This is a genomic window from Streptomyces sp. NPDC060031, from assembly GCF_042736805.1.
In the GTDB taxonomy this organism is placed as follows: domain Bacteria; phylum Actinomycetota; class Actinomycetes; order Streptomycetales; family Streptomycetaceae; genus Streptomyces.
Map to the genome: position 1 here is coordinate 53,640 of NZ_JBHWVM010000010.1, position 22,068 is coordinate 75,707.

Sequence of the window (22,068 nt, forward strand, 5' to 3'; positions counted from 1 at the left end):
TCGTACGAACGGCTCCCTTCGATTCTGCCACCTCGTACGGGTCCGCTCAGCTGGTTCCCGCGAGCCGGACCAACAGCGGAGCCGCGCGCTCCCCGCGCACCGTGGTCAGCGACAGCACCGCGTGCCCCGGCGGCACGGCGTGCGCCAGCTCGGAGGCGGACCAGCGTTCGCGCTCCTCCTGCCGCACGGTCACCGCGTCCGTGGTGACGGCATTGCCGGTGACGAGCTTGCGGAAGGCGTGGATGGCCCGGGTCAGCGGCTGGTCGGCGAAGACGGTCCGGTGGGTGACGGTACGGGTCTCCACCCACTCGGTGCCCCAGGCCTCGGCGAACCGCTTGCCGTCCCAGGTGGTGACCCCGGAGAAGGCCATCCGGCAGCCGACCGCGCCGAGCAGCGGCGTGCGCAGCGCCTCGGGTACGTCGTCCAGGGTGCGCAGCGTGAGCAGCACCCCGGCGTTCGCCGAGCGGAGCCTTTGTACGCCGCGGACGGTCTCGGGGGTGAGGGTGTACGAGGCGTCGTCGAAGGCGAGGAAGGCGAAGAGCGAGCGGTCGGCGCGGGCGGTGGCGGAGGCGTTGAACTGGGCGAGCAGCAGCCGCGCCAGCATCCGGGAGGCGTCGGCGTGCCCGCGCTCGGGCAGGTCGACGCGTACGCGCAGCGGGTGTTCGAGGGCCCGCAGCGAGAACGGCCTGCCCTGCCCGGTGGTGTCGAAGAAGCCCGCGAAGGCGGGCCGGTCCAGCAGCGCCACCCGCCCGGCGAGCGCCGGTCCGGGGTCGCCGTGGGCGCCGTGCTGGCGCTCGCGCGCGTCGAGTTCGCGGAGCATCGCGTGCGCTCCGGCGGCTTCGAGGGCGCCGCGCAGGGCGGCGAGGGGCCCGGGCAGCTGGTCGAGCAGTTCGCGCAGCTCGGGCACGGAGGGGAAGCGGCCGTGGGCCGTCCGGTACGGGCCGAGGAGCTGGGCGAGGGCCGTCGCGGCCCGGCGTACGTCGATGCCCTGGATGTCGCCGACGAAGGCTTCGGCGAGCAGGGTGGCGGCCTCGTCCGGGTCGGTGGCGCCGCCGTAGAGGTCGAGGTCGTAGACGGAGTCGGGGTCGCCGACGCGGACCACGACGTCGAAGGCGGTGTCCGGTCCGAGCTGCGCTCCGGCCGAGGCGACGGCGACGACGGCGGCCTGGCCGGCCAGGGCCTGCAGGGCGAGGGACTCCACGACGGGCCGCACGAGGTGGCGGGTCTTGCCGGCGCCGGAGGGGCCCACCGCGAGCAGGGAGGTCCCGAGCACCCCGGGGTCGAGCGCGAGGCCCACGCCCCGGCGGGGGTAGGGGTTGCGCGCCGCGTCGTCGACGGTGCCGAGCAGCACCTGGCGGGCGAGCAGGTCGTGCCGGGCGGCGCGCACGGGCAGGTCGCGGGCGCCGGACGGGTGCACGCACGCCCCGGCGCCCTTGTCGCGCACGGCCTCGGCGAAGGCCCGCGCCCGGGAGGGGTCGACGCGCACGGTCTCCCACGCCCGGCGGATGCGGGCGTAGTCGACGTCGTTCATCCGCCCGGACCCCACCTCGGCCGCAAGCGCCTCGGCCACCTCCACGAGCCCGGCACCCCGCACCCCGGGCCAGGCGGCCGGGTCGTCGGGGCCGCCCGCCTCGGGCGGCCGGGGGGCCGGGACGGCCGCCTTCGCGGCGCGCAGGGCGCGGCTGCCGAGCACCCGCCGGGCCAGCTCGGGCCAGCGGCCGAGTCGCCCGAAGCCGATCACCAGGGTGATCGCGACGATGGCGTACCAGATGTACGCGGCCACGACGGACGGGAGCGTCCCGGCCCAGGAGTCGGGGGTGAACATGTACAGCGGCCAGAGCCAGAAGCCGCCGAGGTAGCCGTTCCACAGCAGGGACCACAGCAGCAGCCCGGCCAGCAGCGCGATGAGGGCCCCGCTGACCAGCTGGCGGGTCGGGGTGGCCTCCGGCTCCTCGGCGGCGCGCGGCACGTGTCCGTACGACCAGACTCCCGGCCCGTCCGAGGTGCGCGGGGTGCGCAGCCAGTCGGCGAGGGCGGGGCCGGCGCTCGGCGCGTGGGCGGGTTTCGGCGGTGGGCCGGGCGGCGGCCCGGCCGGTCCGGCGGGCCGGGGGACGTGCCCGGTGCGCGGCATCCGCCTCGCGTCGGTGCCGTGCGTGCCGTCGCTGTCCATGAAACCCCTGCCCCCTGCCCGTGCCATGCCTCTGCGGCGCTCAATCTAGTACCCGGGCAGGGCCTTGGGCCCGTGCCCGGCCGTGATCCACGAAGACATGCGCCCGGGGCTTCCTATGGCCGTCGCGGACAAGGACACGCGGGCACCACTCCCGAACGGAGCATGCGTTAGCCCCTCCCCCGGGCCTAGCCTGCGGACAAAGACACAAGTGCGTCCGAAAACACCCCCCAGGAGCCCTCTATGACCGCTGTCCCGCAGGAGCGTCGCATCGTCACCGCGATCCCCGGCCCCAAGTCGCAGGAGCTGCAGGCCCGCCGCCTTTCGACTGTGGCCGGCGGCGTGGGCTCCGTGCTCCCCGTCTTCACGGCCCGCGCGGGCGGCGGCATCATCGAGGACGTCGACGGCAACCGCCTGATCGACTTCGGCTCCGGCATCGCCGTGACCTCGGTGGGCGCCTCCGCCGAGGCCGTCGTGCGCCGCGCCTCCGCACAGCTCGCGGACTTCACCCACACCTGTTTCATGGTCACCCCGTACGAGGGCTACGTGGAGGTCTGCGAGGCCCTCGCCGAGCTGACCCCGGGTGACCACGCGAAGAAGTCGGCGCTGTTCAACTCCGGCGCCGAGGCCGTCGAGAACGCCGTCAAGATCGCCCGTTCGTACACCAAGCGCCAGGCCGTCGTCGTCTTCGACCACGGCTACCACGGCCGTACGAACCTGACGATGGCGCTGACCGCGAAGAACATGCCGTACAAGCAGGGCTTCGGTCCGTTCGCCCCCGAGGTCTACCGCGTGCCGGTCGCCTACGGCTACCGCTGGCCCACCGGCGCCGAGAACTGCGGCCCCGAGGCCGCCGCCCAGGCGATCGACCAGATCACCAAGCAGATCGGCGCCGAGAACGTCGCCGCGATCATCATCGAGCCGGTCCTCGGCGAGGGCGGCTTCATCGAGCCGGCCAAGGGCTTCCTCCCGGCGATCGTGAAGTTCGCCAACGAGAACGGCATCGTCTTCGTCGCCGACGAGATCCAGTCCGGCTTCTGCCGCACCGGCCAGTGGTTCGCGTGCGAGGACGAGGGCATCGTCCCGGACCTGATCACCACCGCCAAGGGCATCGCGGGCGGTCTGCCGCTCGCCGCCGTGACGGGCCGCGCCGAGATCATGGACTCCGCCCACGCGGGCGGCCTGGGCGGCACCTACGGCGGCAACCCGGTGGCGTGCGCCGGTGCGCTCGGCTCCATCGAGACCATGAAGGAGCTCGACCTCAACGCCGCGGCGAAGAAGATCGAGTCCGTCATGAAGGCCCGCCTGACGGCCATGCAGGAGAAGTACGAGATCATCGGCGACATCCGCGGCCGCGGCGCCATGATTGCGATCGAGCTGGTCAAGGACCCGGTCTCCAAGACCCCGTTCCCGGAGGCGGCCGGCGCGCTCGCCAAGGCCTGCCACGCCGAGGGCCTGCTCGTCCTCACCTGCGGCACCTACGGCAACGTGCTCCGCTTCCTGCCGCCGATCGTCATCGGCGACGACCTGCTGAACGAGGGCCTGGACCTCATCGAGGCCGCGTTCGCGGCCATCGGCACGGACATCTGAGCGGAGACCTGAGCGGCCGTCTGATCGAAAGGCTAGAACGTGCGCGCGCAGCGCGCGATCACTACCACCGGTAACGGTCGGACGCTGTGAAGAACGTGTGGGGGGCCGATGGCGGGAGCGCGTTCCTGCTGTCGGTCCCCCTTCCGCTGCCGTACGGTTTCTGCAGATGAGTGAGACACCCCGCTCCCGGGAAACCGGGGGCGACACCAGTACCGGGCTTCCCCAGCGCCGCACTGGGCATGCGTTCGCGCACTCTCCTCACCGATCGGACAGCCGTCCGCCCCAAACCCCCCGGGGCGCACGGCGACCCGATCAGGGCGGCCGTCCCGGAACCATCCCCCCTGTTCCGGGACGGCCGGCCACTCTCCCCCTCGCTCTGCTCGCGGCCCTGTGTGCGGCCCTCTTCGCCCTGATCACCTGGCAGGTCCTGGTGTCGGGGCCCCTGCTGACGCCGGATCACGCGCTGAGCCGCGCCGTCGTGCGGAGCGCCCCCGACGCGCTCACCGAACGCCTCTCGGACCTCGGCAACATCCCGGTCGCGCTGCCCGTCCTGCTCCTCGCCCTCGCGTACGCCGTCCGGCGCGGCGATCGCCGGGGGGCCTCGGCCGCGGGTCTGGCCATGGCCGCGGTCCCCGCGCTGATCATCCCGTTCAAGGAGTGGACCGGCCGCCCGGGACCCCTGGAGCCCTGGGCCGCCGGCTACTTCCCCTCGGGCCACACCGCGACCGCGTGCGTCGCGTACGGGGCGGCGGCCCTCCTCGTGCAGCCGCACGTCCGCCGGAGGTGGCCGACGGCCGCCGCCCTCGTCCTCACGGGGGCCACGGCCGTCGGGCTCGTCCTTCGGGGCTTCCACTGGCCTCTGGACGTACTGGCCAGCCTCCTGATGTGTACGCCCTTGCTGCTCGCGGTCGCGCTCGCGGTCAGCCGAAGTAGGCGTCGAAGTTCCTGGAGAACTCCCAGGAGCCGAACCGGTCCCAGTTGATCGACCAGGTCATCAGGCCGCGCAGCGCGGGCCACGTGCCGTGGGTCTGGTAGCTGCCGCAGCTGGCGCCCGCCTTCTTGGTCAGGCAGTCCAGCGCCTTGTTCACCTCGGCGGGCGGGGTGTGTCCGTTGCCCGCGTTGGTGGTGGCCGGCAGGCCGATGGCCACCTGGTCGGGGCGCAGCGCCGGGAAGACGCGGGAGGAGTTGCCCGCGACCGGGAAGCCGGTGAGCAGCATGTCGGTCATGGCGATGTGGAAGTCCGCGCCGCCCATGGAGTGGTACTGGTTGTCGAGGGCCATGACGGAGCCCGAGTTGTAGTCCTGGACGTGCAGCAGGGTGAGGTCGTCGCGCAGGGCGTGGATGACCGGGAGGTACGCGCCGGCGCGCGGGTCCTGGCCGCCCCAGGGGCCTGAGCCGTAGTACTGGTAGCCCAGTTGCACGAAGAAGGTCTCGGGGGCCATGGTCAGGACGAAGTCCGGGCCGTACCTGGCCTTGAGGGTCTTCACGGCCGAGATCAGGTTGACGATGCCCGGCGTGGTGGGCGCCCGGAAGTCGGTGTCGCCGGTGGCCAGGGAGAGGGAGTGGCCCTCGAAGTCGATGTCGAGGCCGTTGAGCCCGTACTCGTCGATGATCTTGCCGACGGAGGAGACGAAGGCGTCCCGGGCGGCCGTGGTCGCGAGCTGCACCTGGCCGTTCTGGCCGCCGATGGAGATCAGGACCTTCTTGCCGGCCGCCTGCTTGGCCTTGACGGCCGCCTTGAACTCGGCGGCGGACTCCGCGTTCGGGCACTCGGCGACCGGGCAGAGCGAGAAGCGGATGTCCCCGGAGGTCACCGAGGTCGGTTCACCGAAGGCGAGGTTGATGACGTCCCACGAGCCGGGTACGTCGGCCATGCGGACGTAGCCGGAGCCGTTGGCGAAGCTCGCGTGGAGGTAGCCGACGAGCGCGTGCGCGGGCAGGCCGCCGCCGCCACCGCCACCACTGGTGGTGGTCGCGGAGACGGGCGCGCTCTTGGGGGACTCGCCCGCCGCGTTCACCGCGCCGATCTGGAAGGTGTACGTCGTGGACGCGGCGAGGCCGGTGACCGCCGCGGAGGGCGTCGTGACGGTCAGGGGCGTCGCGCCGTCCCGGTAGACCTTGTACGAGGTGGCCCCCGCGGTCGCCGCCCAGGACAGGGACACCGAGCTCGACGAGGTGGCGGATGCCGTCAGGCCGGTGGGGGCGGCCGGGGGCCGGGGCTGGCCTGGGCCGCCGGGGTCGGGGCCGACCAGGGTGAGGTCGTCGGTGACGTGGGCCGGCTGGCCGTACCAGCCGTGCGTGTAGACCGTCACGGAGGTCGTCGACGGGCCGGTGCGGAAGCTGGTCGTGAGCTGCTTCCAGGCTCCCGGGGCCTGGGTCCAGACCGACACGTCGGTGGTCCCGGTCCCGGCCGCGCCGAGGTAGGCGTACGCGCCCTGCACCCAGGCGGCGAGCGTGTAGGCGGAGTCCGGCTTGACGGTGACGGTCTGGGAGCAGCGGGCGTCGTCCTGGCCCGCCGGGGTGGCCTTGAGGGCGGAACTCCCGCTGTGGACGGGTGTGGTGACGGGGGCTCCGCTGCCGGCCGAGCAGCTCCAGCCGTCGAGGCCGGATTCGAAGCCGCCGTTGCGGATCAGGCCGGCGTCGGCCGCCGCGGCGGGCGGGCCCGCGGCGAGGAAGCCGGCCACCGCGAGTGCGGCGGCCGCAAGGAGGGACGTGGCTCTGCGCACAACTGCCTCCGGTGCGTGGGGGGATGGAGCCAGGCCGCTGGGGATTGAGCAGCAGCAGCAGCGGCGCCCAAGATGGTCCAGACCAATGCCCTTGTCAAGGCTTCCGGCCCTCTCGTGCCACCACGTGCGCCGCCGCCTCGTGCATCGCGAGCTCCAGCACCACCGGATCGGTCAGCGTGCCCCGGCCGTCCGGGAGCACCAGCCAGCGGACCCCGCCGGTCGCCCGGCCGGGGTACGGGACCACCATCCAGGTCCCGCGCCCCGCTCCCCGTACACCCGTGCCGAGCCAGCGGGACGCCGTGCCGGGGGGCACGAAAAAGCCCAGCCGGGCGTCGCCGAAGTCGGCGAGCACCGGACCGGGCCGGTCGAGGAGCAGGTTCAGTACGTCGAGGGTGGCCTGCCCCAGCTCCCCCGGCAGGATCAGCACGTCCCATTGCCGGCCGGCGGGCAGGAGGGCGACCGCGAGGGGGTTGCGCTCCCACTCCCAGCGGCAGGCGTCGGGGTCCGGCGCCGCCGATACCAGCCACTCCACCGCCGTCTTGGCACCCGGGATCGCCATCGCCCGGCCTCCGTTCCCTGTAGGTGAGGGGTTCTCACCGGGAGAGAGCGGGGCCGGGCGCAGCTATGACGCGGGTTTCGTTACTCCATGGCGGTGAAGCGGGTCACACCGTGATCACATGTGTCCGCCGGGAGCGCGTGCGGATCAGCTGTCGAAACCGAGGCCGAAGCGGTCCAGCGTCCGCAGCCACAGGTTGCGGTGCCCGCCCCGGGCGTCCGCGCGGGCCAGCGACCACTTCGTCAGCGTGATCCCGGTCCAGGCGAAGGGCTCGGGCGGGAACGGCATCGGCTTGGACTTCACCATCGCCAGCCGGGTGCGCTCGGTGGAGGCGCCGTCCAGCAGGTCCAGCATCACGTCCGCGCCGAAGCGGGTGGCGCCGACCCCGAGCCCGGTGTAGCCGGCCGCGTAGGCGACCTTCCCGGAGTGCGCGGTGCCGAAGAAGGCCGAGAAGCGCGAGCAGGTGTCGATCGCACCGCCCCAGGCATGGCTGAACTTGAGGCCCTCCAGCTGCGGGAAGGCGGTGAAGAAGTGCTCCGCGAGCTTGAGGTAGGTCTCGGGGCGGTGGTCGTACTCGGAGTCGAGCTTCCCCCGGTACGGGTAGATCGCGTCGTAGCCGCCCCACAGGATCCGGTGGTCCTTGGTGATCCGGAAGTAGTGGAACTGGTTGGCGCTGTCGCCCAGCCCCTGCCGGTTCTTCCAGCCGACGGCGGCCAGCTGCGCCTCGTCCAGCGGCTCGCTCATCAGGGCGTAGTCGTAGACCGGGACCGTGAAGGGACGGATCCGCTTGACCAGCGAGGGGAAGATGTTGGTTCCCAGGGCGACCCGGCGCGCGAGGATCGTGCCGTAGGGGGTCTCGACGGCCATCCCGGCGCCGACCGCGGACATCTTCAGGCCGCGCGTGTTCTCGTAGATCCGTACGCCCAGGTCCAGGCAGGCCTGCTTGAGGCCCCAGGCCAGCTTCGCCGGGTTGAGCATGGCGACGCCTTCGCGGTCCCAGACGCCGGCCAGGAAGGTCGGGGAGTCGACCTCGGCGCGCAGCGCGTCGCCGTCCAGCCACTCGGAGCCGTCGGCGAGGCCGAGGCGCACTGCCTCCTCGTGGAGTTCGCGGAGCTCCTCCACCTGGTGCGGTTCGGTGGCCACGTCGATCTCGCCGGTGCGCTCGAAGTCGCAGTCGATGCCGTAGCGGGCGACCGCCTCCTCGATGGCGTCGAGGTTGCGGGCGCCCATCTCCTCCAGCTTGGCGAGCTCCTCGGGCCAGCGGGCCAGCCCGTTGGACAGGCCGTGGGTGAGGGAGGCGGCGCAGAAGCCGCCGTTGCGGCCGGAGGCGGCCCAGCCCGCCTCCTTGCTCTCGATCAGCACGACGTCCCGGCCGGGGTCACGCTCCTTGGCGAGCAGCGCGGTCCACAGCCCGCTGTAGCCGCCTCCGACGACCAGCAGGTCGCACCGCTCGTCGGAGGTGAGCGCCGGACGGGGGGCGGGCTTGCCGGGGTCGTCCAGCCAGTACGAGACCGGCTTCGCTTCGGAAAGGGATTTCGCAACACTACGCATGGCGACTGGGGCCATGGCTTCCAACTCCCTACAGGGGTCTACTTCGGTTGTGCCTTCTTGCGGCGGTTGCCGACCATCTGGCCGGCCAGGACCACCAGCACCGCGATGACGAACATCGCCGTGCCGATGACGTTGATCTGCACAGGCGTACCGCGCTGGGCCGATCCCCACACGAACATGGGGAAGGTGACGGTGTTGCCCGAGTTGAAGTTGGTGATGATGAAGTCGTCGAACGAGAGCGCGAAGGAGAGCAGCGCGCCCGCCGCGATGCCGGGCGCCGCGATCGGCAGGGTGACCCGTACGAAAGTCTGCACCGGTCCGGCGTAGAGGTCGCGCGCGGCCTCCTCCAGCCGCGGGTCCATCGACAGGACGCGCGCCTTGACGGCGGCGACGACGAAGCTGAGGCAGAACATGACGTGGGCGATCAGGATCGTCCAGAAGCCCAGCTGGATGCCCATGTTGAGGAAGAGCGCGAGCAGCGAGGCCGCCATCACGATCTCGGGCATGGCCATCGGCAGGAAGATCAGCGAGTTGACCGCGCCGCGCGCCCGGAACCGGTAGCGCACCATCGCGAAGGCGATGGCGGTGCCGAGGACGGTGGCGCCGATGGTGGCCCACAGGGCTATCTGGAGGGAGAGCGAGAGGGAGCCGCACAGGTCGGCGACCCCGCACGGGTCCTTCCAGGCGTCGAGCGAGAACTCCTGCCAGGCGTAGTTGAACCGCCCGGTGGGGTTGTTGAAGGAGAAGACCGTGACGACGACGTTCGGCAGGATCATGTAGGCGAGCGTGCCGAGACCGGCGATCACTACGAGGTTGCGGCGAAGCCAACGCATCAGACCAGGTCCTCCGTCCCCGCTCGGCGGATGTAGATGGTGACCATGATCAGCACGATGGCCATGAGGATGAAGGACAGCGCGGCCGCCGTCGGGTAGTCGAGGATCCGCAGGTACTGCGACTGGATGACGTTGCCGATCATCCGGGTGTCCGTGGAGCCGAGCAGCTCGGCGTTGACGTAGTCGCCGCTCGCCGGGATGAAGGTGAGCAGGGTCCCGGAGACCACGCCCGGCATCGACAGCGGGAAGGTCACCTTGCGGAAGACCGTGGCGGGGCGGGCGTACAGGTCCCCGGCCGCCTCGTGGAGGCGGGTGTCGATGCGCTCCAGCGAGGTGTAGAGCGGAAGGACCATGAAGGGGAGGAAGTTGTACGTGAGACCGCAGACGACCGCGAGCGGCGTGGCCAGCACCCGGTCGCCCTCGGTCATGCCGAGCCAGCTGGTGACGTCCAGGAAGCCGACCTTGTTGAGGGCGGCGACCACCGGGCCGCCGTCCGCCAGGATCGTCTTCCAGGCCAGGGTGCGGATCAGGAAGCTGGTGAAGAACGGGGCGATGACCAGCACCAGCAGCAGATTGCGCCACCGGCCCGCCTTGAAGGCGATCAGGTAGGCCAGCGGATAACCGAGCAGCAGGCACAGCGCGGTGGCCGTGCCGGCGTACAGCAGGGAGCGCAGGAACTGCGGGTAGTACTCGGTGAAGGCGTCCCAGTAGGTCTGGAAGTGCCAGGTGACCTTGAAGCCCTCTTCGAGGGAACCTGTCTGCACCGAGGTGGAGGCCTGGTAGACCATCGGCAGCACGAAGAAGACCAGCAGCCACAGGAGGCCGGGGAGCAGCAGCCAGTACGGGATCAGGCGCTTGCGCAGGGACGGCCGGTGGACCGGGGGATGCGCCGGGGCGGAGGTCTGCGGGGGCGCCGCGGTGGCGGTCACGCGCTCTCCTCCACCGTCTCGATGCCCGCGTCGATGTCCTGGGCCGCGTCGAGGCCGAAGCTGTGCTCCGGGTTCCAGTGCAGGATGACCTCGGCGCCGGGGACCAGGCGCGGGTCCCGCTCGATGTTCTGGGCGTACACCTCCAGCTCGGGGCAGACCCGGCTGTCGATGACGTACTGGGTGGAGACGCCGATGAAGGAGGAGTCGGCGATCTTGCCGGCGACCTTGTTGCGGCCCGCCGCGATGGAGTCCTCCTCGTCCGCGTGGACCAGGGAGATCTTCTCGGGACGCACCCCGACCAGCAGCTTTCCGCCGGCGCGGGGTGTGGTCGAACATCGCGCGGCGGGCAGCCGGAGCGTGGTGCCCGCCGAGCTGACGGTGACGTCCGCCGAGCCGGCCTCCAGGACCTCCGCCTCGATGAGGTTGGAGGTGCCGAGGAAGTTCGCGACGAAGGTGGTGGCCGGGTTCTCGTACAGCTCGGCGGGGGCGCCCAGTTGCTCGACGCGGCCGCCGTTCATCACGGCGACCGTGTCGGCCATGGTCATGGCCTCCTCCTGGTCGTGCGTGACGTGCACGAAGGTGATGCCGACCTCGGTCTGGATCCGCTTGAGCTCCAGCTGCATCTGGCGGCGCAGCTTGAGGTCGAGGGCGCCGAGCGGCTCGTCGAGGAGCAGCACCTGCGGGTGGTTGATGAGCGCGCGGGCCACGGCCACGCGCTGCTGCTGGCCGCCGGAGAGCTGGTGCGGCTTGCGCTGGGCGAACTGGCCGAGCTGGACCAGCTCCAGCATGTCGTCGACCTGCTTCTTGACGGATTTGATTCCGCGGCGGCGCAGTCCGAAGGCCACGTTCTCGTAGATGTTCAGGTGCGGGAACAGCGCGTAGCTCTGAAAGACGGTGTTGACCGGGCGCTTGTACGGGGGCAGGTCGGTGACCTCCCGGTCGCCGAGGTGGACCGTGCCGGTGGACGGCTCCTCCAGGCCGGCGATCATGCGCAGGGTGGTGGTCTTCCCACAGCCCGAGGCGCCGAGCAGGGCGAAGAAGGAGCCCTGGGGGATGGTGAGATCCAGCGGCTGCACGGCGGTGAAGGTGCCGTAGTGCTTGCTGATCCCGGCGAGGCGGACGTCGCCGCCCGCGGTCTTGTCAGTCATGGGCCTGGGCCTTCGGTGTGTGTCGTCGGAGGGGGGCGGAGCGCGGGGGTGCGGGTACGGGTGCCGGTGGGGGCGGCGGGACCCGTCAGGCTCCGATGAGCTTGGCGAACTTCTCCTCGTACGCCGTCTCTTCCTCGCCGGTGAGGGAGCGGAAGGCGTGGGCCCTGGCGGCCATCGCCTTGTCCGGGACGATCAGCGGGTTGTCCGCGAGGGCGGGATCGATCTTCGCGAGGTCGTCCTTGACGCCCTCGACCGGGCAGACGTAGCTGATGAAGGCCGCGAGCTGGGCGGCGACCGGCGGCTCGTAGTAGTAGTCGATGAGCTTCTCGGCGTTGGCCTTGTGCCGGGCCTGGGCCGGGACCAGCAGGTTGTCGCTGGAGGTGATGTAACCGGGCGCCGGGATCGCGTACTTGATGTCCGGGTTGCCCGCCTGCAGCTGGATGACGTCGCCCGCCCAGGCCAGACAGGCGGCGAGGTCGCCCTTGTCGAGGTCCGATGTGTAGTCGTTGCCCGTGAAGCGGCGGATCTGCTTCTTGTCCACGCCCTTCTGGAGCCGGCCGACGGCCTCGTCGAAATCGGCGTCGGTGAAGGTCGCCGGGTCCTTGCCCTGGTCGAGCAGGGTCATGCCGACGGTGTCGCGCATCTCGGTGAGGAAGCCGACCCGGCCCTTGAGCGAGGGGTCGTCCAGCAGCTGCGTGACGGAGTCGACCTTCTTGCCGTCGGTGGCCTTGGAGTTGTAGGCGATGACGGTGTCGATGCCGGTCCACGGGTAGCTGTGGGCGCGGCCCGGGTCCCAGTCGGGGTTGCGGAACTGCGGGATCAGGTTGGCGTAGGCGTGCGGGAGGTTGGACGGGTCCAGCTTCTGCGCCCAGCCGAGGCGGATGATGCGGGCGGCGAGCCAGTCGGTGACGACGATCAGATCGCGCCCGGTGTCCTGGCCGGCCGCGAGCTGCGGGCGGATCTTGCCGAAGAACTCGACGTTGTCGTTGATGTCCTCGGTGTACTTGACCTTGATCCCGGTCCGCTTGGTGAACTCCTCCAGCGTGGGACGGGTCTTCTCGTCGTCGCTGGTGTCCATGTACTCGGTCCAGTTGGAGAAGTTGACTTCCTTCTCCTGTGCCGAATGGTCGTCGGAGGCCACCGCCGTGTCGCCCGAGCGCTTGGCGGGCGGAATGCCGCAGGCGCTCAGGGCGGACAGGCCGCCGAGGGTGAGCGCTCCGACTCCGGAGGCGCGCAGCAGCGAGCGGCGGGTGAGGGCGCCGCGCCCGCTGGTGAGGCTGCGCCGCATCGCTGCGTACTGCGCCGCCGAGAGGCGGTCGGGCTCGAACTGCTCCATGCGCTGTGCCCTTTCGGGAGGTGTACCGCTGGTCGGGCGGTGGCCGGCTATCTGTCCCCGAAGATCGTGCGGTGCCAGTCCTTCGCGGCGACCGCGGTGTTGTCGTACATCACGTGCTTGACCTGCGTGTACTCCTCGAAGGAGTACGAGCTCATGTCCTTTCCGAAGCCACTCGCCTTGTAGCCGCCGTGCGGCATCTCGCTGATGATCGGAATGTGGTCGTTCACCCAGACACAGCCCGCCTTGAGTTCGCGGGTGGCGCGGTTCGCCCGGTACACGTCGCGGGTCCAGGCGGAGGCGGCGAGACCGTACGGGGTGTCGTTGGCCAGCTCGATGCCCTCGTCGTCGGTGTCGAAGGGCAGGGCGACGAGGACCGGGCCGAAGATCTCGGACTGGACCACCTCGCTGTCCTGGGCGGCGCCGGCGATCAGGGTGGGCCGGTAGTACGCGCCTTCGGCCAGGTCCCCGCCGGGGATCTCACCGCCGGTGACCACGGTGGCGTACGCGCGGGCGCGCTCGACGAAACCGGCGACGCGGTCACGGTGGGCGTGCGACACCAGCGGGCCGAGGTCGGTGGTCGCCGCGAAGGGGTCGCCGAGCCGGACGCTCTCCATCAGCTCCGCCACGCGGGCCACGAAAGCGTCGTGCAGGGGGCGCTGGACGTAGGCGCGGGTGGCGGCGGTGCAGTCCTGGCCGGTGTTGATCAGCGAGGCGGCGACGGCACCGTGCGCGGCGGCCTCCAGGTCGGCGTCGTCGAAGACCAGGAAGGGCGCCTTGCCGCCGAGCTCCAGGTGCAGCCGCTTGACGGTGGCGGTCGCGATCTCGGCGACGCGCTTTCCGACGGCCGTGGAACCGGTGAAGGAGGTCATGACCACGTCGGGGTGGCCGACCAGGTGCTCGCCGGCGTCCCGGCCGGCGCCGGTGACGATGTTGACCACGCCGTCGGGCAGGCCCGCCTCCTTGGCCGCCTGGGCGAACATCAGGGAGGTCAGCGGGGTGAGCTCGGCGGGCTTGAGCACGATGGTGTTGCCCGCGGCGATGGCCGGAAGGATCTTCCAGGCGGCCATCTGGAGCGGATAGTTCCAGGGCGCGATGGAACCGACGACGCCGATGGCCTCGCGGCGTACGTACGAGGTGTGGTCCCCGGAGTACTCGGCCGCCGCCTGCCCCTGGAGGTGGCGTGCGGCGCCCGCGAAGAAGGCGGTGTTGTCGATGGTGCCCGGTACGTCGAACTCCGTCGACAGCTTGATCGGCTTGCCGCACTGGAGCGACTCTGCGTACGCGAAGTCCTCCGCCTGCGCGGCCAGTACGGCGGCCAGCCGGTGCAGCGCGTCGGAGCGCTCGCCGGGGGTGGCCGCGGACCAGGCCGGGAAGGCTCTCTTGGCGGCCGCGACGGCCGCGTCCACGTCCGCCGTGCTCGCGAGCTCGTAGGTGAGCACCTCGTCACCGGTGGCGGGGTCGATCACGGTGTGTGACCGCCCCGAGGTGCCGGCTCTGAGCTGCCCGTCGATGTACTGCGCGCCGTCCGCGAAGCGGTCTTTGACCTGGAAGCGGTTGCCCATCACGCTCTCACGCTCTCCGTAGCTACAGTTCGAGCTACAGCTCGAATTGACTGCCGATCCTGACAGAGGTGGCCCCCTCGGCCAAGTGATTCCGTTGTTGCCTTTTGATTACGCGACGGAATCGGTCGACCATGTGTCGAGGCACACCGGAAATCCCGTACGAAGTGTCAGTGGCGGGTGCCAGACTCGCGTGCATGGAGATGATCGACAAGCTGATCAAGCAGGTCAGCCGTGGTGAGCGGGTGAAGTTCCTGCCGTTCTGGGGACACCGTCCGCGGCCCGACGGGAAGCTCGGACCGAGCTGTCTCAGCCAGTGGTGGCCGTCCGCTTTCACTGTGGGTGATGTCCGGTATGCCACGGCCGAGCACTGGATGATGGCCGGGAAGGCACGGCTGTTCGGTGACGCGGAGGCGGAGCGGGCCGTGCTGGAGGCGAGCACTCCGGCCGAGGCGAAGAAGGCCGGGCGCCTCGTGCGCGGCTTCGACGACGCGATATGGGAGCGGGAGCGGTTCGCCCTGGTGGTGGAGGGCAGCGTGCACAAGTTCGGCTCGACGCCCGCGCTGCGCTCGTACCTGCTGACCACCGGGGACCGGGTGCTGGTGGAGGCCAGCCCGCTCGACCGGATCTGGGGCATCGGGCTGCCGCCCGACGACGAGCGCGCCCTGGACCCGGCCCGCTGGCGCGGGCTGAACCTGCTGGGCTTCGCGCTGATGGAGGCCCGCGACCGGCTGCGGGAGAGCGCCGCGTGACGGAGCGGCGCCGGGTGGCCGCCGTGATCATCCGCGACGGCTGCGTGCTCATGGTCCGGGAGCGCGGCAAGGGGCCCGCCGGGCGGCACGACGGGCCGGAGTACTGGACCCTGCCCGGCGGCGGCCTGGAGGAGGGCGAGCTCCCCGAGGACGGGGTCCGGCGCGAGGTGGCGGAGGAGACCGGCCTGCACGCCCTGGGGGTGCGGTACGCGTACGAGGCGCCGTACCCCTCGGGCTGGACGTCCTGCTACCGCGTGGACGTGGCGGAGGGCGAGCCGCGGCTGGGAATCGATCCCGGCATGGAGTGCGACTGTCCGCGCATGGTGGGGCTGATATGGGTCCCGCTGTCGCGCGGCACGGACGGCGGGTCGGTGATGGTGCCCACGCTGCTGTCGGCGGCCCCCGTTTAATTGCGTGGCGGCGCCCGAAAACCGCCGCCTAATGTGGGACTCGTCCAGGTGCGAAGGCGAGACCTACTTCCACTTCTCATGGGGCGGCCGCGGGTTCGAGTCCCGTCATCGGCTTCGGGTCGGTGTAGCTCAGTTGGTAGAGCACCTTGTGGTTTCACCGACCTCGATCTCTGGACACCTACATCACGCACCTCCCGGTGCGCCGGCTGCGGCTCCTTCCTCCACGAAACCAGGCCGCCGCCACCTTGATCTCGGGAGGCCGCGTGCGGGATGCCCGGTGCGCAGGCAACGGTTACTTCCGGATCAACGGGTCGCGGGTTCGAATCCCGCCCGGCTCAGGCCGGTAGCTCAGCTTGGCAGAGCAGTCGACACAGTCCGTCGCCGACTTTGATCTCGGGCATCCCGCACGCACCGCCTCCCCCTGCTTCCTTTGAATTCGGGGGGATTCACATGGCTCGTTTCAACCTGCGCCGGTCCAAGGCGGCGCCCGCGACGGCTTCGGCCACCGCACCCGCCTCGCCGGTACGCTCCGACGGCCGCCGGGCCGCCAACCACCACGGCAGCCGCGGTTTCGTGCGCGACCCGCGCTCGGAGCTCTTCCTGCTCGCCGTCGCCAACTTCGTGTCGCAGCGGACCGCTTACGAGAGCGGCGAGGCCCGCGACGACCGGTTCGCCGCGCTCGTGCGCACCCTCGCCGTCGAGGACCCGCAGTGGACCGCGGGGCTCCTGGGCTGGCTGCGGGGCGACGGCAACATGCGCACCGCCTCGCTCGTCGGCGCCGCCGAGTACGTCAAGGCGCGCCTCGACGCGGGCGCCACCGACGGGCCCTCGAACCGGCAGGTCGTGGACTGCGTGCTGCGGCGCGCGGACGAGCCCGGCGAGCTGCTCGCGTACTGGACGGCCACCTACGGGCGCAACGTGCCCAAGCCCGTCAAGCGCGGCATCGCCGACGCCGTGCGCCGCCTGTACACCGGCACCTCGCTGTTGAAGTACGACACTTCCTCTGCCCGACGGGGGTACCGCTTCGGCGACGTCCTCAACCTCGTGCACGCCTCCCCCGACCCGGCCAAGGCATGGCAGGGCGAGCTGTTCCGCCACGCCCTCGACCGCCGGCACCACCCGGAAACCGCCGCGGCGCCGGCCGGCAACCGCACCCTCGTCGCCCACCGCGCGCTCATGGAACTGCCGGTGGCGCAGCGCCGCGCCGTGGTCACGGCCCCGGACGGCGCGGAGCGGCTCGCCGAGGCGGGCATGACCTGGGAGGCGTTGGCCGGCTGGCTGCAGGGCCCGATGGACGCGGCCGCCTGGGAGGCGGTCATCCCGTCCATGGGCGCGATGGCGCTGCTGCGGAACCTGCGCAACTTCGACCAGGCCGGGGTCTCGGACGCGGTGGCCGCGCAGGTGGCCGCCAAGGTCAGCGATCCGCAGGTCGTCGCGCGGTCGCGGCAGTTCCCCTTCCGCTACCTGGCGGCCTACCGGCACGCGCCTTCGCTGCGCTGGGCGTACCCCCTCGAGCAGGCGCTCGGCCACTCGCTGGCCAACGTGCCCGCGCTGCCCGGCCGGACGCTGGTCCTCGTGGACCGGTCCGGTTCGATGTGGTCCCCGCTGTCGGAGCGCTCCGAGCTCAACCGGGCGGACGCGGCGGCGGTCTTCGGCGCGGCGCTCGCGCTGCGTGCCGAGGACGCGGACCTGGTGCAGTTCGGTACCACCAGCAAGGACGTGCCGTACCGCCGCGGCGAGTCCGTACTGAAGGTGCTGGAGAGGTTCGAGAACCTCGGGGGCACCTACACGGCGCAGGCCGTGCGCCGGCACTACAACGGGCACGAGCGGGTCCTGATCGTCACCGACGAGCAGGCCACCTACCACTCCGACGGCGACCCGACGGATCTGGTTCCGGCCACGGTTCCGGTCTACACCTGGAACCTGGCCGGGTACCGGGTGGGCCACGCGCCTTCCGGCTCCGGCGCGCGGCACACCTTCGGGGGGCTGACGGACGCCGCCTTCCGCATGGTGACCCTGATCGAGAACGGTCAGGACGCCGACTGGCCCTGGGCGGCGTGAGGCCGGCGCGGGCCCGGGGTCAGACCCTCTCCTGGAACCGCGAGTTGGAGGACGGGTCGTACCCCGGGCCGCTGTCCGAGTCCGCGCCCATGAAGCCGGCTATCGCCATCGCCAGCATGAGGCCGCCCAGGACGATGCCTATCGCGCCCAGGATGATGCCCGCCAGCGCCATCCCGCCGTTGGTGGCCTGCCCGCGGGTGGCCTTGCCGCGGCCCAGCGCGCCGAAGACGACCGCCCCGATGCCGAGCGCGACCGCGATGAAGCTGGTGACGCACCCGACCACCGAGAGGATGCCGAGCACGAGCGCGGTGATGCCGAAGCCGTTGCTCGGCTGCGGCGCCCCGTAGGGCGGGTACGGGACGTGGCCCGGGTATCCCGCATACCCCGGGTGGCCCTGGTACCCGTACCCCTGCGGGGCGGGAGGCGGTCCGGGGTAGGCGTATCCGGCCGGGCCGGGCTGGGCCGGGTACCCGTACGCGGGCGGGGTCATGGGCTGGGTGACCGGCGCGGGGCCGGACATCGGCGCGGGGCCGGACGCCGGCCCGGACGCCGCCGGTTCGGCGCCGGGCATACCGGCGATCGTCGGCTGGTCGTGCACGGGCTGTGCCCCCGACACGCCCGGCGCGGCCTGGGCCTTGCCCAGATCCACGGCCGGCTGCTCCGGCGGCGCCCACGGGTCCCTCGGCTCAGGGCTCTGATCGGTCATGCGGCGCCCCCCTCTCGTACAGCCATGCTAAGCGGTGCCACCGACAGTCACCGGCCTGCCTACGATGATGGCCGACCTGCCCGCACCAGCGTCCCTCCGGAGGCACTTCCATGACCGATCTGCACCCCTTCATCGCGGGGCTGCCCAAGGCCGAACTGCACGTCCACCACGTCGGATCCGCCTCCCCGCGGATCGTGGCCGAACTCGCCTCCCGCCACCCCGACTCGAAGGTCCCCACCGACCCCGAGGCGCTCGCCGACTTCTTCACCTTCACGGACTTCGCGCACTTCATCGAGGTCTACCTCTCCGTCGTGGACCTGATCCGCACCCCGGCCGACGTGCGCACCCTGACCTTCGAGGTCGCCCGTGACATGGCCCGGCAGAACATCCGCTACGCCGAACTGACCATCACCCCGTACTCCTCCACCCGCCGCGGCATCGACGAGCACGCCTTCATGGAGGCCATCGAGGACGCCCGCAAGGCGGCCGAGTCCGAACTCGGGGTCGTCCTGCGCTGGTGCTTCGACATCCCCGGCGAGGCCGGCCTGGAGTCCGCCGCCGAGACCACCCGCCTCGCACTGGACCTGCGCCCCGAGGGCCTGGTCTCCTTCGGCCTCGGCGGCCCCGAGATCGGCGTGCCGCGCCCGCAGTTCAAGCCGTACTTCGACGCCGCCCGCGCCGCCGGCCTGCACAGCGTGCCGCACGCCGGCGAGACCACGGGCCCGGAGACCATCTGGGACGCCATCCGCGAGCTGGGCGCCGTGCGCATCGGCCACGGCACCAGCGCCACCCAGGACCCGGAGCTCCTCGCGTACCTCGCGGAGCACCGCATCGCGCTGGAGGTCTGCCCGACCTCCAACATCGCCACGCGCGCGGTGAGCGAGCTCGACCTGCACCCCGTCAAGGAGATGGTGCGGGCCGGCGTGCTCGTCACCATCAACAGCGACGACCCGCCGATGTTCGGCTCCGACCTGAACAACGAGTACGCGGTGGCCGCCCGCCTGCTGGACCTCGACGAGCGCGGTCTCGCCGCCCTCGCGAAGAACGCCGTCGAGGCCTCCTTCCTGGACCCGGCCGGCAAGGCCCGGCTCAGCGAGGAGATCGACGCCTACACCGCCGAATGGCTGGCGCGCTGACCTCCCCCCGATCCCTCCGGCCCCTGAGAATGGGGCCATGCGCACCCTGACTGCCGTCGGCCACCGCGGCGATCCGTACCGAGTCCGTGAGAACACCCTGGCCTCGATCCGCTCCGCCTACGCCCGCGGGGCGGACGCCGTCGAGATCGACGTGCGGCTGACCCGCGACGGGGCGCCCGTCCTGCTCCACGACGAGACGCTGCAACGGCTGTGGGGCCATGACGTGCGGATCGACGCGGTCACGGCCCCGCAGCTCAAGGAGCTGACGCAGGGCGGGGTTCCGACCCTGCGCGAAGCCCTGATGGCCGCCGGCGCGGGCCGGGTGATGATCGACCTGCCGGGTGCGGCCTACGAGGACGTACGGACCGTCGTCGGCCAGGTCCGCGAGTGCGGGGCGCGGGAGCGCGCGTACTACTGCGCGGGGCCGAAGACCATGCTGTCGGTGCGCGCGGCCGATCCGGGCGCGGAGATCGCCCTGACCTGGACGACGCTGTCACCGCCGCGCCGGGTGCTGATCGACGCGGTGACGCCGGCCTGGCTCAACTACCGCTTCGGGCTGGTCAGCCGGGAGCTGACGGACGCGGTCCACCGCGACGGGCTGCTCGTGTCGGCCTGGACCCCCGACACCAAGCGTGCGATGCGTGCGGTCATCGCGGCCGGAGTCGACTCCGTGACCACGAACCGGCTGGACGCGCTGGCCGCGGTGCGGGCCGAGTCCCGCCGGTGATACGCGCCCTCGGCGAGCGGGTCCGCCGCGCCGATCCGCGGTGGCAGGACCTCGGGCTGACGCTGCTGGTGCAACTGGCCGTCACCATGCCCTTCGTGGTGCCCCGCTCGGCCGAGCTGCCGCCCGCGGACTGGGGCTCGTACGGGATGACCGCGCTCGCCGTGCTCCCGCTGATCTGGCGGCGCCGGGCTCCGGTGGCGGTGCTCGTCGCCGTCCTGGCCGTCGGCGGCGTGTACAAGATGACACTGGACGGGCCGGGACAGCCGCTTCCGTACGCGGGTCTCATCGCCTTCTACACGGTGGCGCTGCTGTGCACGGCGCGGGTCCGGACGGCCGTGGGGCTGCTCTCGGCCGCGGCGGTCGCCCTGTCGGTGGGCTGGAACACGGGGACGGCGCGCGAGCTGCTCTTCACCCTCTTCGTCACTGCGGCGGCGTACGCGCTGGGCCGGCTGCAGTACACGCGGCAGGCGTACACCTCGGCCGTGGAGGACCGGGCGGCGCAGCTGGAACGGGCCACCCGGATCGAGGCGGAGCAGGCGGCCGCGCGGGAACGGGCGCGGATCGCGCGGGAGATGCACGACATCCTCTCGCACGCGGTCAGCATCATGATCGTGCAGGCGGAGGCCGGTCCGGTGGCGGTACGGCGGGCCCCGGAGCGGGCCGAGGCCGCCTTCGACGCGATCGCGGACACGGGCCGGGAGGCGATGGCGCAACTGCGGAGCATGCTGGGCGTGCTGCGGGAGGACGGCCCCGCCCCGCGCGAGCCCCAGCCGGGGGTCGGGGGGCTGCCGGCGCTGCTGGACCGGGTGCGGATGGGCGGGCCGGAGATCTCCTACGAGGAGACGGGCGAGGTACGGGCGCTGTCGCCGGCGGTGGACACGACGGCGTACCGGATCGTGCAGGAGGCGCTGACGAACGTGGTGAAGCACGCGGGGGCCGGGCGGGTGGCGGTACGGCTCCACCACACGGCGCGGGACCTGACGATCACGGTGGCCGACGACGGGCGGGGGCCCGCGGCGCGGGCCGGATCCGGCGGGCAGGGCGGGCACGGGCTGATCGGGATCCGGGAGCGGGCGGCGGCGCACGGCGGCACGGCGGAGTCCGGTCCGGGGCCCGACGGGCGGGGCTTCTCGCTGCGCGCACTGCTTGTAACCTCGCCGCTGGAGGTGGGGAATTGACGATCCGTGTGGTGGTGGCCGACGACCAGGAGCTGGTGCGCAGCGGGTTCGCGATGATCCTGGACAGCCAGGACGACATCGAGGTCGTGGCCGAGGCCGGGGACGGGGCGGCGGCCGTCGAGGCGGTCCGCTCGCTGCGGCCCGATGTGGCGCTGCTGGACATCCGGATGCCGGTGCTGGACGGCATCGAGGCCTGTCGGACGATCTCGGGGACGAGTTCCTGCCGGACGGTGATGCTGACGACCTTCGACTCGGACGAGTACGTGTACGAGGCGCTGCACGCCGGGGCGAGCGGGTTCCTGCTCAAGGACGTACGGCGGGACGATCTGGTGCATGCCGTACGGGTGGTGGCGGCGGGCGAGTCCCTGCTGGCGCCTTCGGTGGCACGTCGGCTGATCGAGGAGTACACGGCGGCGACGGCGCGGCCGGCGGCCGGGCGGGAGCTGTCGGCCGAGCGGCTCGAGGTCCTGACGGCGCGGGAGCGGGAGACGCTGCTGCACCTGGGGCGGGGGCTGTCGAACGCGGAGATCGCGGCCGCGCTGGTGGTGAGCGAGCACACCGTGAAGTCGCACGTGGGGAACCTGTTGGCGAAGCTGGGGCTGCGGGACCGGATCCAGGCGGTGATCTGCGCGTACGAGACGGGTCTGATCGCGGCGGGTACTCCCTCTGGGGAGTGAGTGTCGGCGTGTCGGCTCCCTCTGGG

19 protein-coding genes are annotated in these 22,068 nt (G+C 71.8%); 9 read left to right on the top strand and 10 right to left on the bottom strand.

The features are described from left to right. Positions 1-46: 46 nt before the first annotated feature. Complete coding sequence (locus ACFWB8_RS06480; RefSeq protein WP_385223300.1) at positions 47-2,170, bottom strand: ATP-binding protein; 2,124 nt, start codon at positions 2,168-2,170, stop codon at positions 47-49. 240 nt (positions 2,171-2,410) lie between these two features. On the opposite strand from ACFWB8_RS06480, the gene gabT reads away from it, so the two are divergent. Further along, positions 2,411-3,757, top strand: a complete 1,347-nt coding sequence (gene gabT, locus ACFWB8_RS06485; protein WP_385223302.1) for a 4-aminobutyrate--2-oxoglutarate transaminase — start codon at positions 2,411-2,413, stop codon at positions 3,755-3,757. Positions 3,758-3,923: 166 nt separating this feature from the next. Then, complete coding sequence (locus ACFWB8_RS06490; protein WP_385223304.1) at positions 3,924-4,739, top strand: phosphatase PAP2 family protein; 816 nt, start codon at positions 3,924-3,926, stop codon at positions 4,737-4,739. Here the strand turns inward: ACFWB8_RS06490 and ACFWB8_RS06495 are convergent. The 8 genes from ACFWB8_RS06495 to ACFWB8_RS06530 form a co-directional block, all read right to left on the bottom strand. Next, positions 4,678-6,483, bottom strand: a complete 1,806-nt coding sequence (locus ACFWB8_RS06495) for a chitinase (RefSeq protein ID WP_385223306.1) — start codon at positions 6,481-6,483, stop codon at positions 4,678-4,680. The genes ACFWB8_RS06490 and ACFWB8_RS06495 overlap by 62 nt on opposite strands. A 94-nt stretch (positions 6,484-6,577) precedes the next feature. Beyond that, positions 6,578-7,036 carry a hypothetical protein gene (locus ACFWB8_RS06500; RefSeq protein ID WP_385223421.1) on the bottom strand — a complete coding sequence of 153 codons (459 nt, stop codon included), beginning with the start codon at positions 7,034-7,036 and terminating at the stop codon, positions 6,578-6,580. A 150-nt stretch (positions 7,037-7,186) separates the two neighbouring features. Next, positions 7,187-8,605 (bottom strand): NAD(P)/FAD-dependent oxidoreductase, encoded by a 1,419-nt coding sequence (locus ACFWB8_RS06505; RefSeq protein WP_385223308.1) that lies wholly within the window; start codon positions 8,603-8,605, stop codon positions 7,187-7,189. A 23-nt stretch (positions 8,606-8,628) separates the two neighbouring features. Further along, the gene (locus ACFWB8_RS06510) at positions 8,629-9,423 is read right to left on the bottom strand and encodes an ABC transporter permease (protein WP_385223310.1); all 795 of its coding nucleotides are present in this window, start codon (positions 9,421-9,423) and stop codon (positions 8,629-8,631) included. Beyond that, positions 9,423-10,352 (bottom strand): ABC transporter permease, encoded by a 930-nt coding sequence (locus ACFWB8_RS06515; RefSeq protein ID WP_385223312.1) that lies wholly within the window; start codon positions 10,350-10,352, stop codon positions 9,423-9,425. The genes ACFWB8_RS06510 and ACFWB8_RS06515 overlap by 1 nt, the downstream gene beginning before the upstream one ends. After that, entirely contained in the window at positions 10,349-11,500 is a 1,152-nt protein-coding gene (locus tag ACFWB8_RS06520) for an ABC transporter ATP-binding protein (RefSeq protein ID WP_385223314.1), read from the bottom strand. Before ACFWB8_RS06520 ends, ACFWB8_RS06515 begins: the two co-directional genes overlap by 4 nt. Positions 11,501-11,585: 85 nt before the next feature. Then, positions 11,586-12,836 (bottom strand): spermidine/putrescine ABC transporter substrate-binding protein, encoded by a 1,251-nt coding sequence (locus tag ACFWB8_RS06525; protein ID WP_385223316.1) that lies wholly within the window; start codon positions 12,834-12,836, stop codon positions 11,586-11,588. A 47-nt stretch (positions 12,837-12,883) separates the two neighbouring features. Next, positions 12,884-14,398 carry a gamma-aminobutyraldehyde dehydrogenase gene (locus ACFWB8_RS06530; protein ID WP_385223422.1) on the bottom strand — a complete coding sequence of 505 codons (1,515 nt, stop codon included), beginning with the start codon at positions 14,396-14,398 and terminating at the stop codon, positions 12,884-12,886. A gap of 194 nt (positions 14,399-14,592) precedes the next feature. Between ACFWB8_RS06530 and ACFWB8_RS06535 the strand changes: the two genes are divergently transcribed. The 3 genes from ACFWB8_RS06535 (at position 14,593) to ACFWB8_RS06545 (ending at position 17,618) form a co-directional block, all read left to right on the top strand. Further along, positions 14,593-15,147 (top strand): NADAR family protein, encoded by a 555-nt coding sequence (locus ACFWB8_RS06535; protein ID WP_385223318.1) that lies wholly within the window; start codon positions 14,593-14,595, stop codon positions 15,145-15,147. Further along, the gene (locus tag ACFWB8_RS06540; RefSeq protein WP_385223320.1) at positions 15,144-15,557 is read left to right on the top strand and encodes an NUDIX hydrolase; all 414 of its coding nucleotides are present in this window, start codon (positions 15,144-15,146) and stop codon (positions 15,555-15,557) included. Before ACFWB8_RS06535 ends, ACFWB8_RS06540 begins: the two co-directional genes overlap by 4 nt. A 450-nt stretch (positions 15,558-16,007) precedes the next feature. After that, a complete protein-coding gene (locus ACFWB8_RS06545; protein ID WP_385223322.1) occupies positions 16,008-17,618 on the top strand; it encodes a TROVE domain-containing protein in 1,611 nt (536 codons plus the stop codon). Between the two features lie 19 nt (positions 17,619-17,637). Here the strand turns inward: ACFWB8_RS06545 and ACFWB8_RS06550 are convergent, their stop codons facing one another. Continuing rightward, a complete protein-coding gene (locus ACFWB8_RS06550; protein ID WP_385223324.1) occupies positions 17,638-18,324 on the bottom strand; it encodes a hypothetical protein in 687 nt (228 codons plus the stop codon). 110 nt (positions 18,325-18,434) lie between these two features. Between ACFWB8_RS06550 and ACFWB8_RS06555 the strand changes: the two genes are divergently transcribed. From ACFWB8_RS06555 to ACFWB8_RS06570, 4 genes are read left to right on the top strand one after another with little or no spacing between them, the layout of a single operon-like run. Beyond that, positions 18,435-19,460 (top strand): adenosine deaminase, encoded by a 1,026-nt coding sequence (locus tag ACFWB8_RS06555; RefSeq protein ID WP_385223326.1) that lies wholly within the window; start codon positions 18,435-18,437, stop codon positions 19,458-19,460. Between the two features lie 37 nt (positions 19,461-19,497). Continuing rightward, the gene (locus ACFWB8_RS06560; RefSeq protein ID WP_385223328.1) at positions 19,498-20,187 is read left to right on the top strand and encodes a glycerophosphodiester phosphodiesterase; all 690 of its coding nucleotides are present in this window, start codon (positions 19,498-19,500) and stop codon (positions 20,185-20,187) included. Further along, entirely contained in the window at positions 20,184-21,365 is a 1,182-nt protein-coding gene (locus tag ACFWB8_RS06565) for a sensor histidine kinase (protein WP_385223329.1), read from the top strand. The genes ACFWB8_RS06560 and ACFWB8_RS06565 overlap by 4 nt, the downstream gene beginning before the upstream one ends. Then, positions 21,362-22,042: a response regulator gene (locus ACFWB8_RS06570; protein WP_385223331.1), complete on the top strand. Its 681-nt coding sequence runs from the start codon at positions 21,362-21,364 to the stop codon at positions 22,040-22,042. The genes ACFWB8_RS06565 and ACFWB8_RS06570 overlap by 4 nt, the downstream gene beginning before the upstream one ends. Positions 22,043-22,068 lie beyond the last annotated feature (26 nt).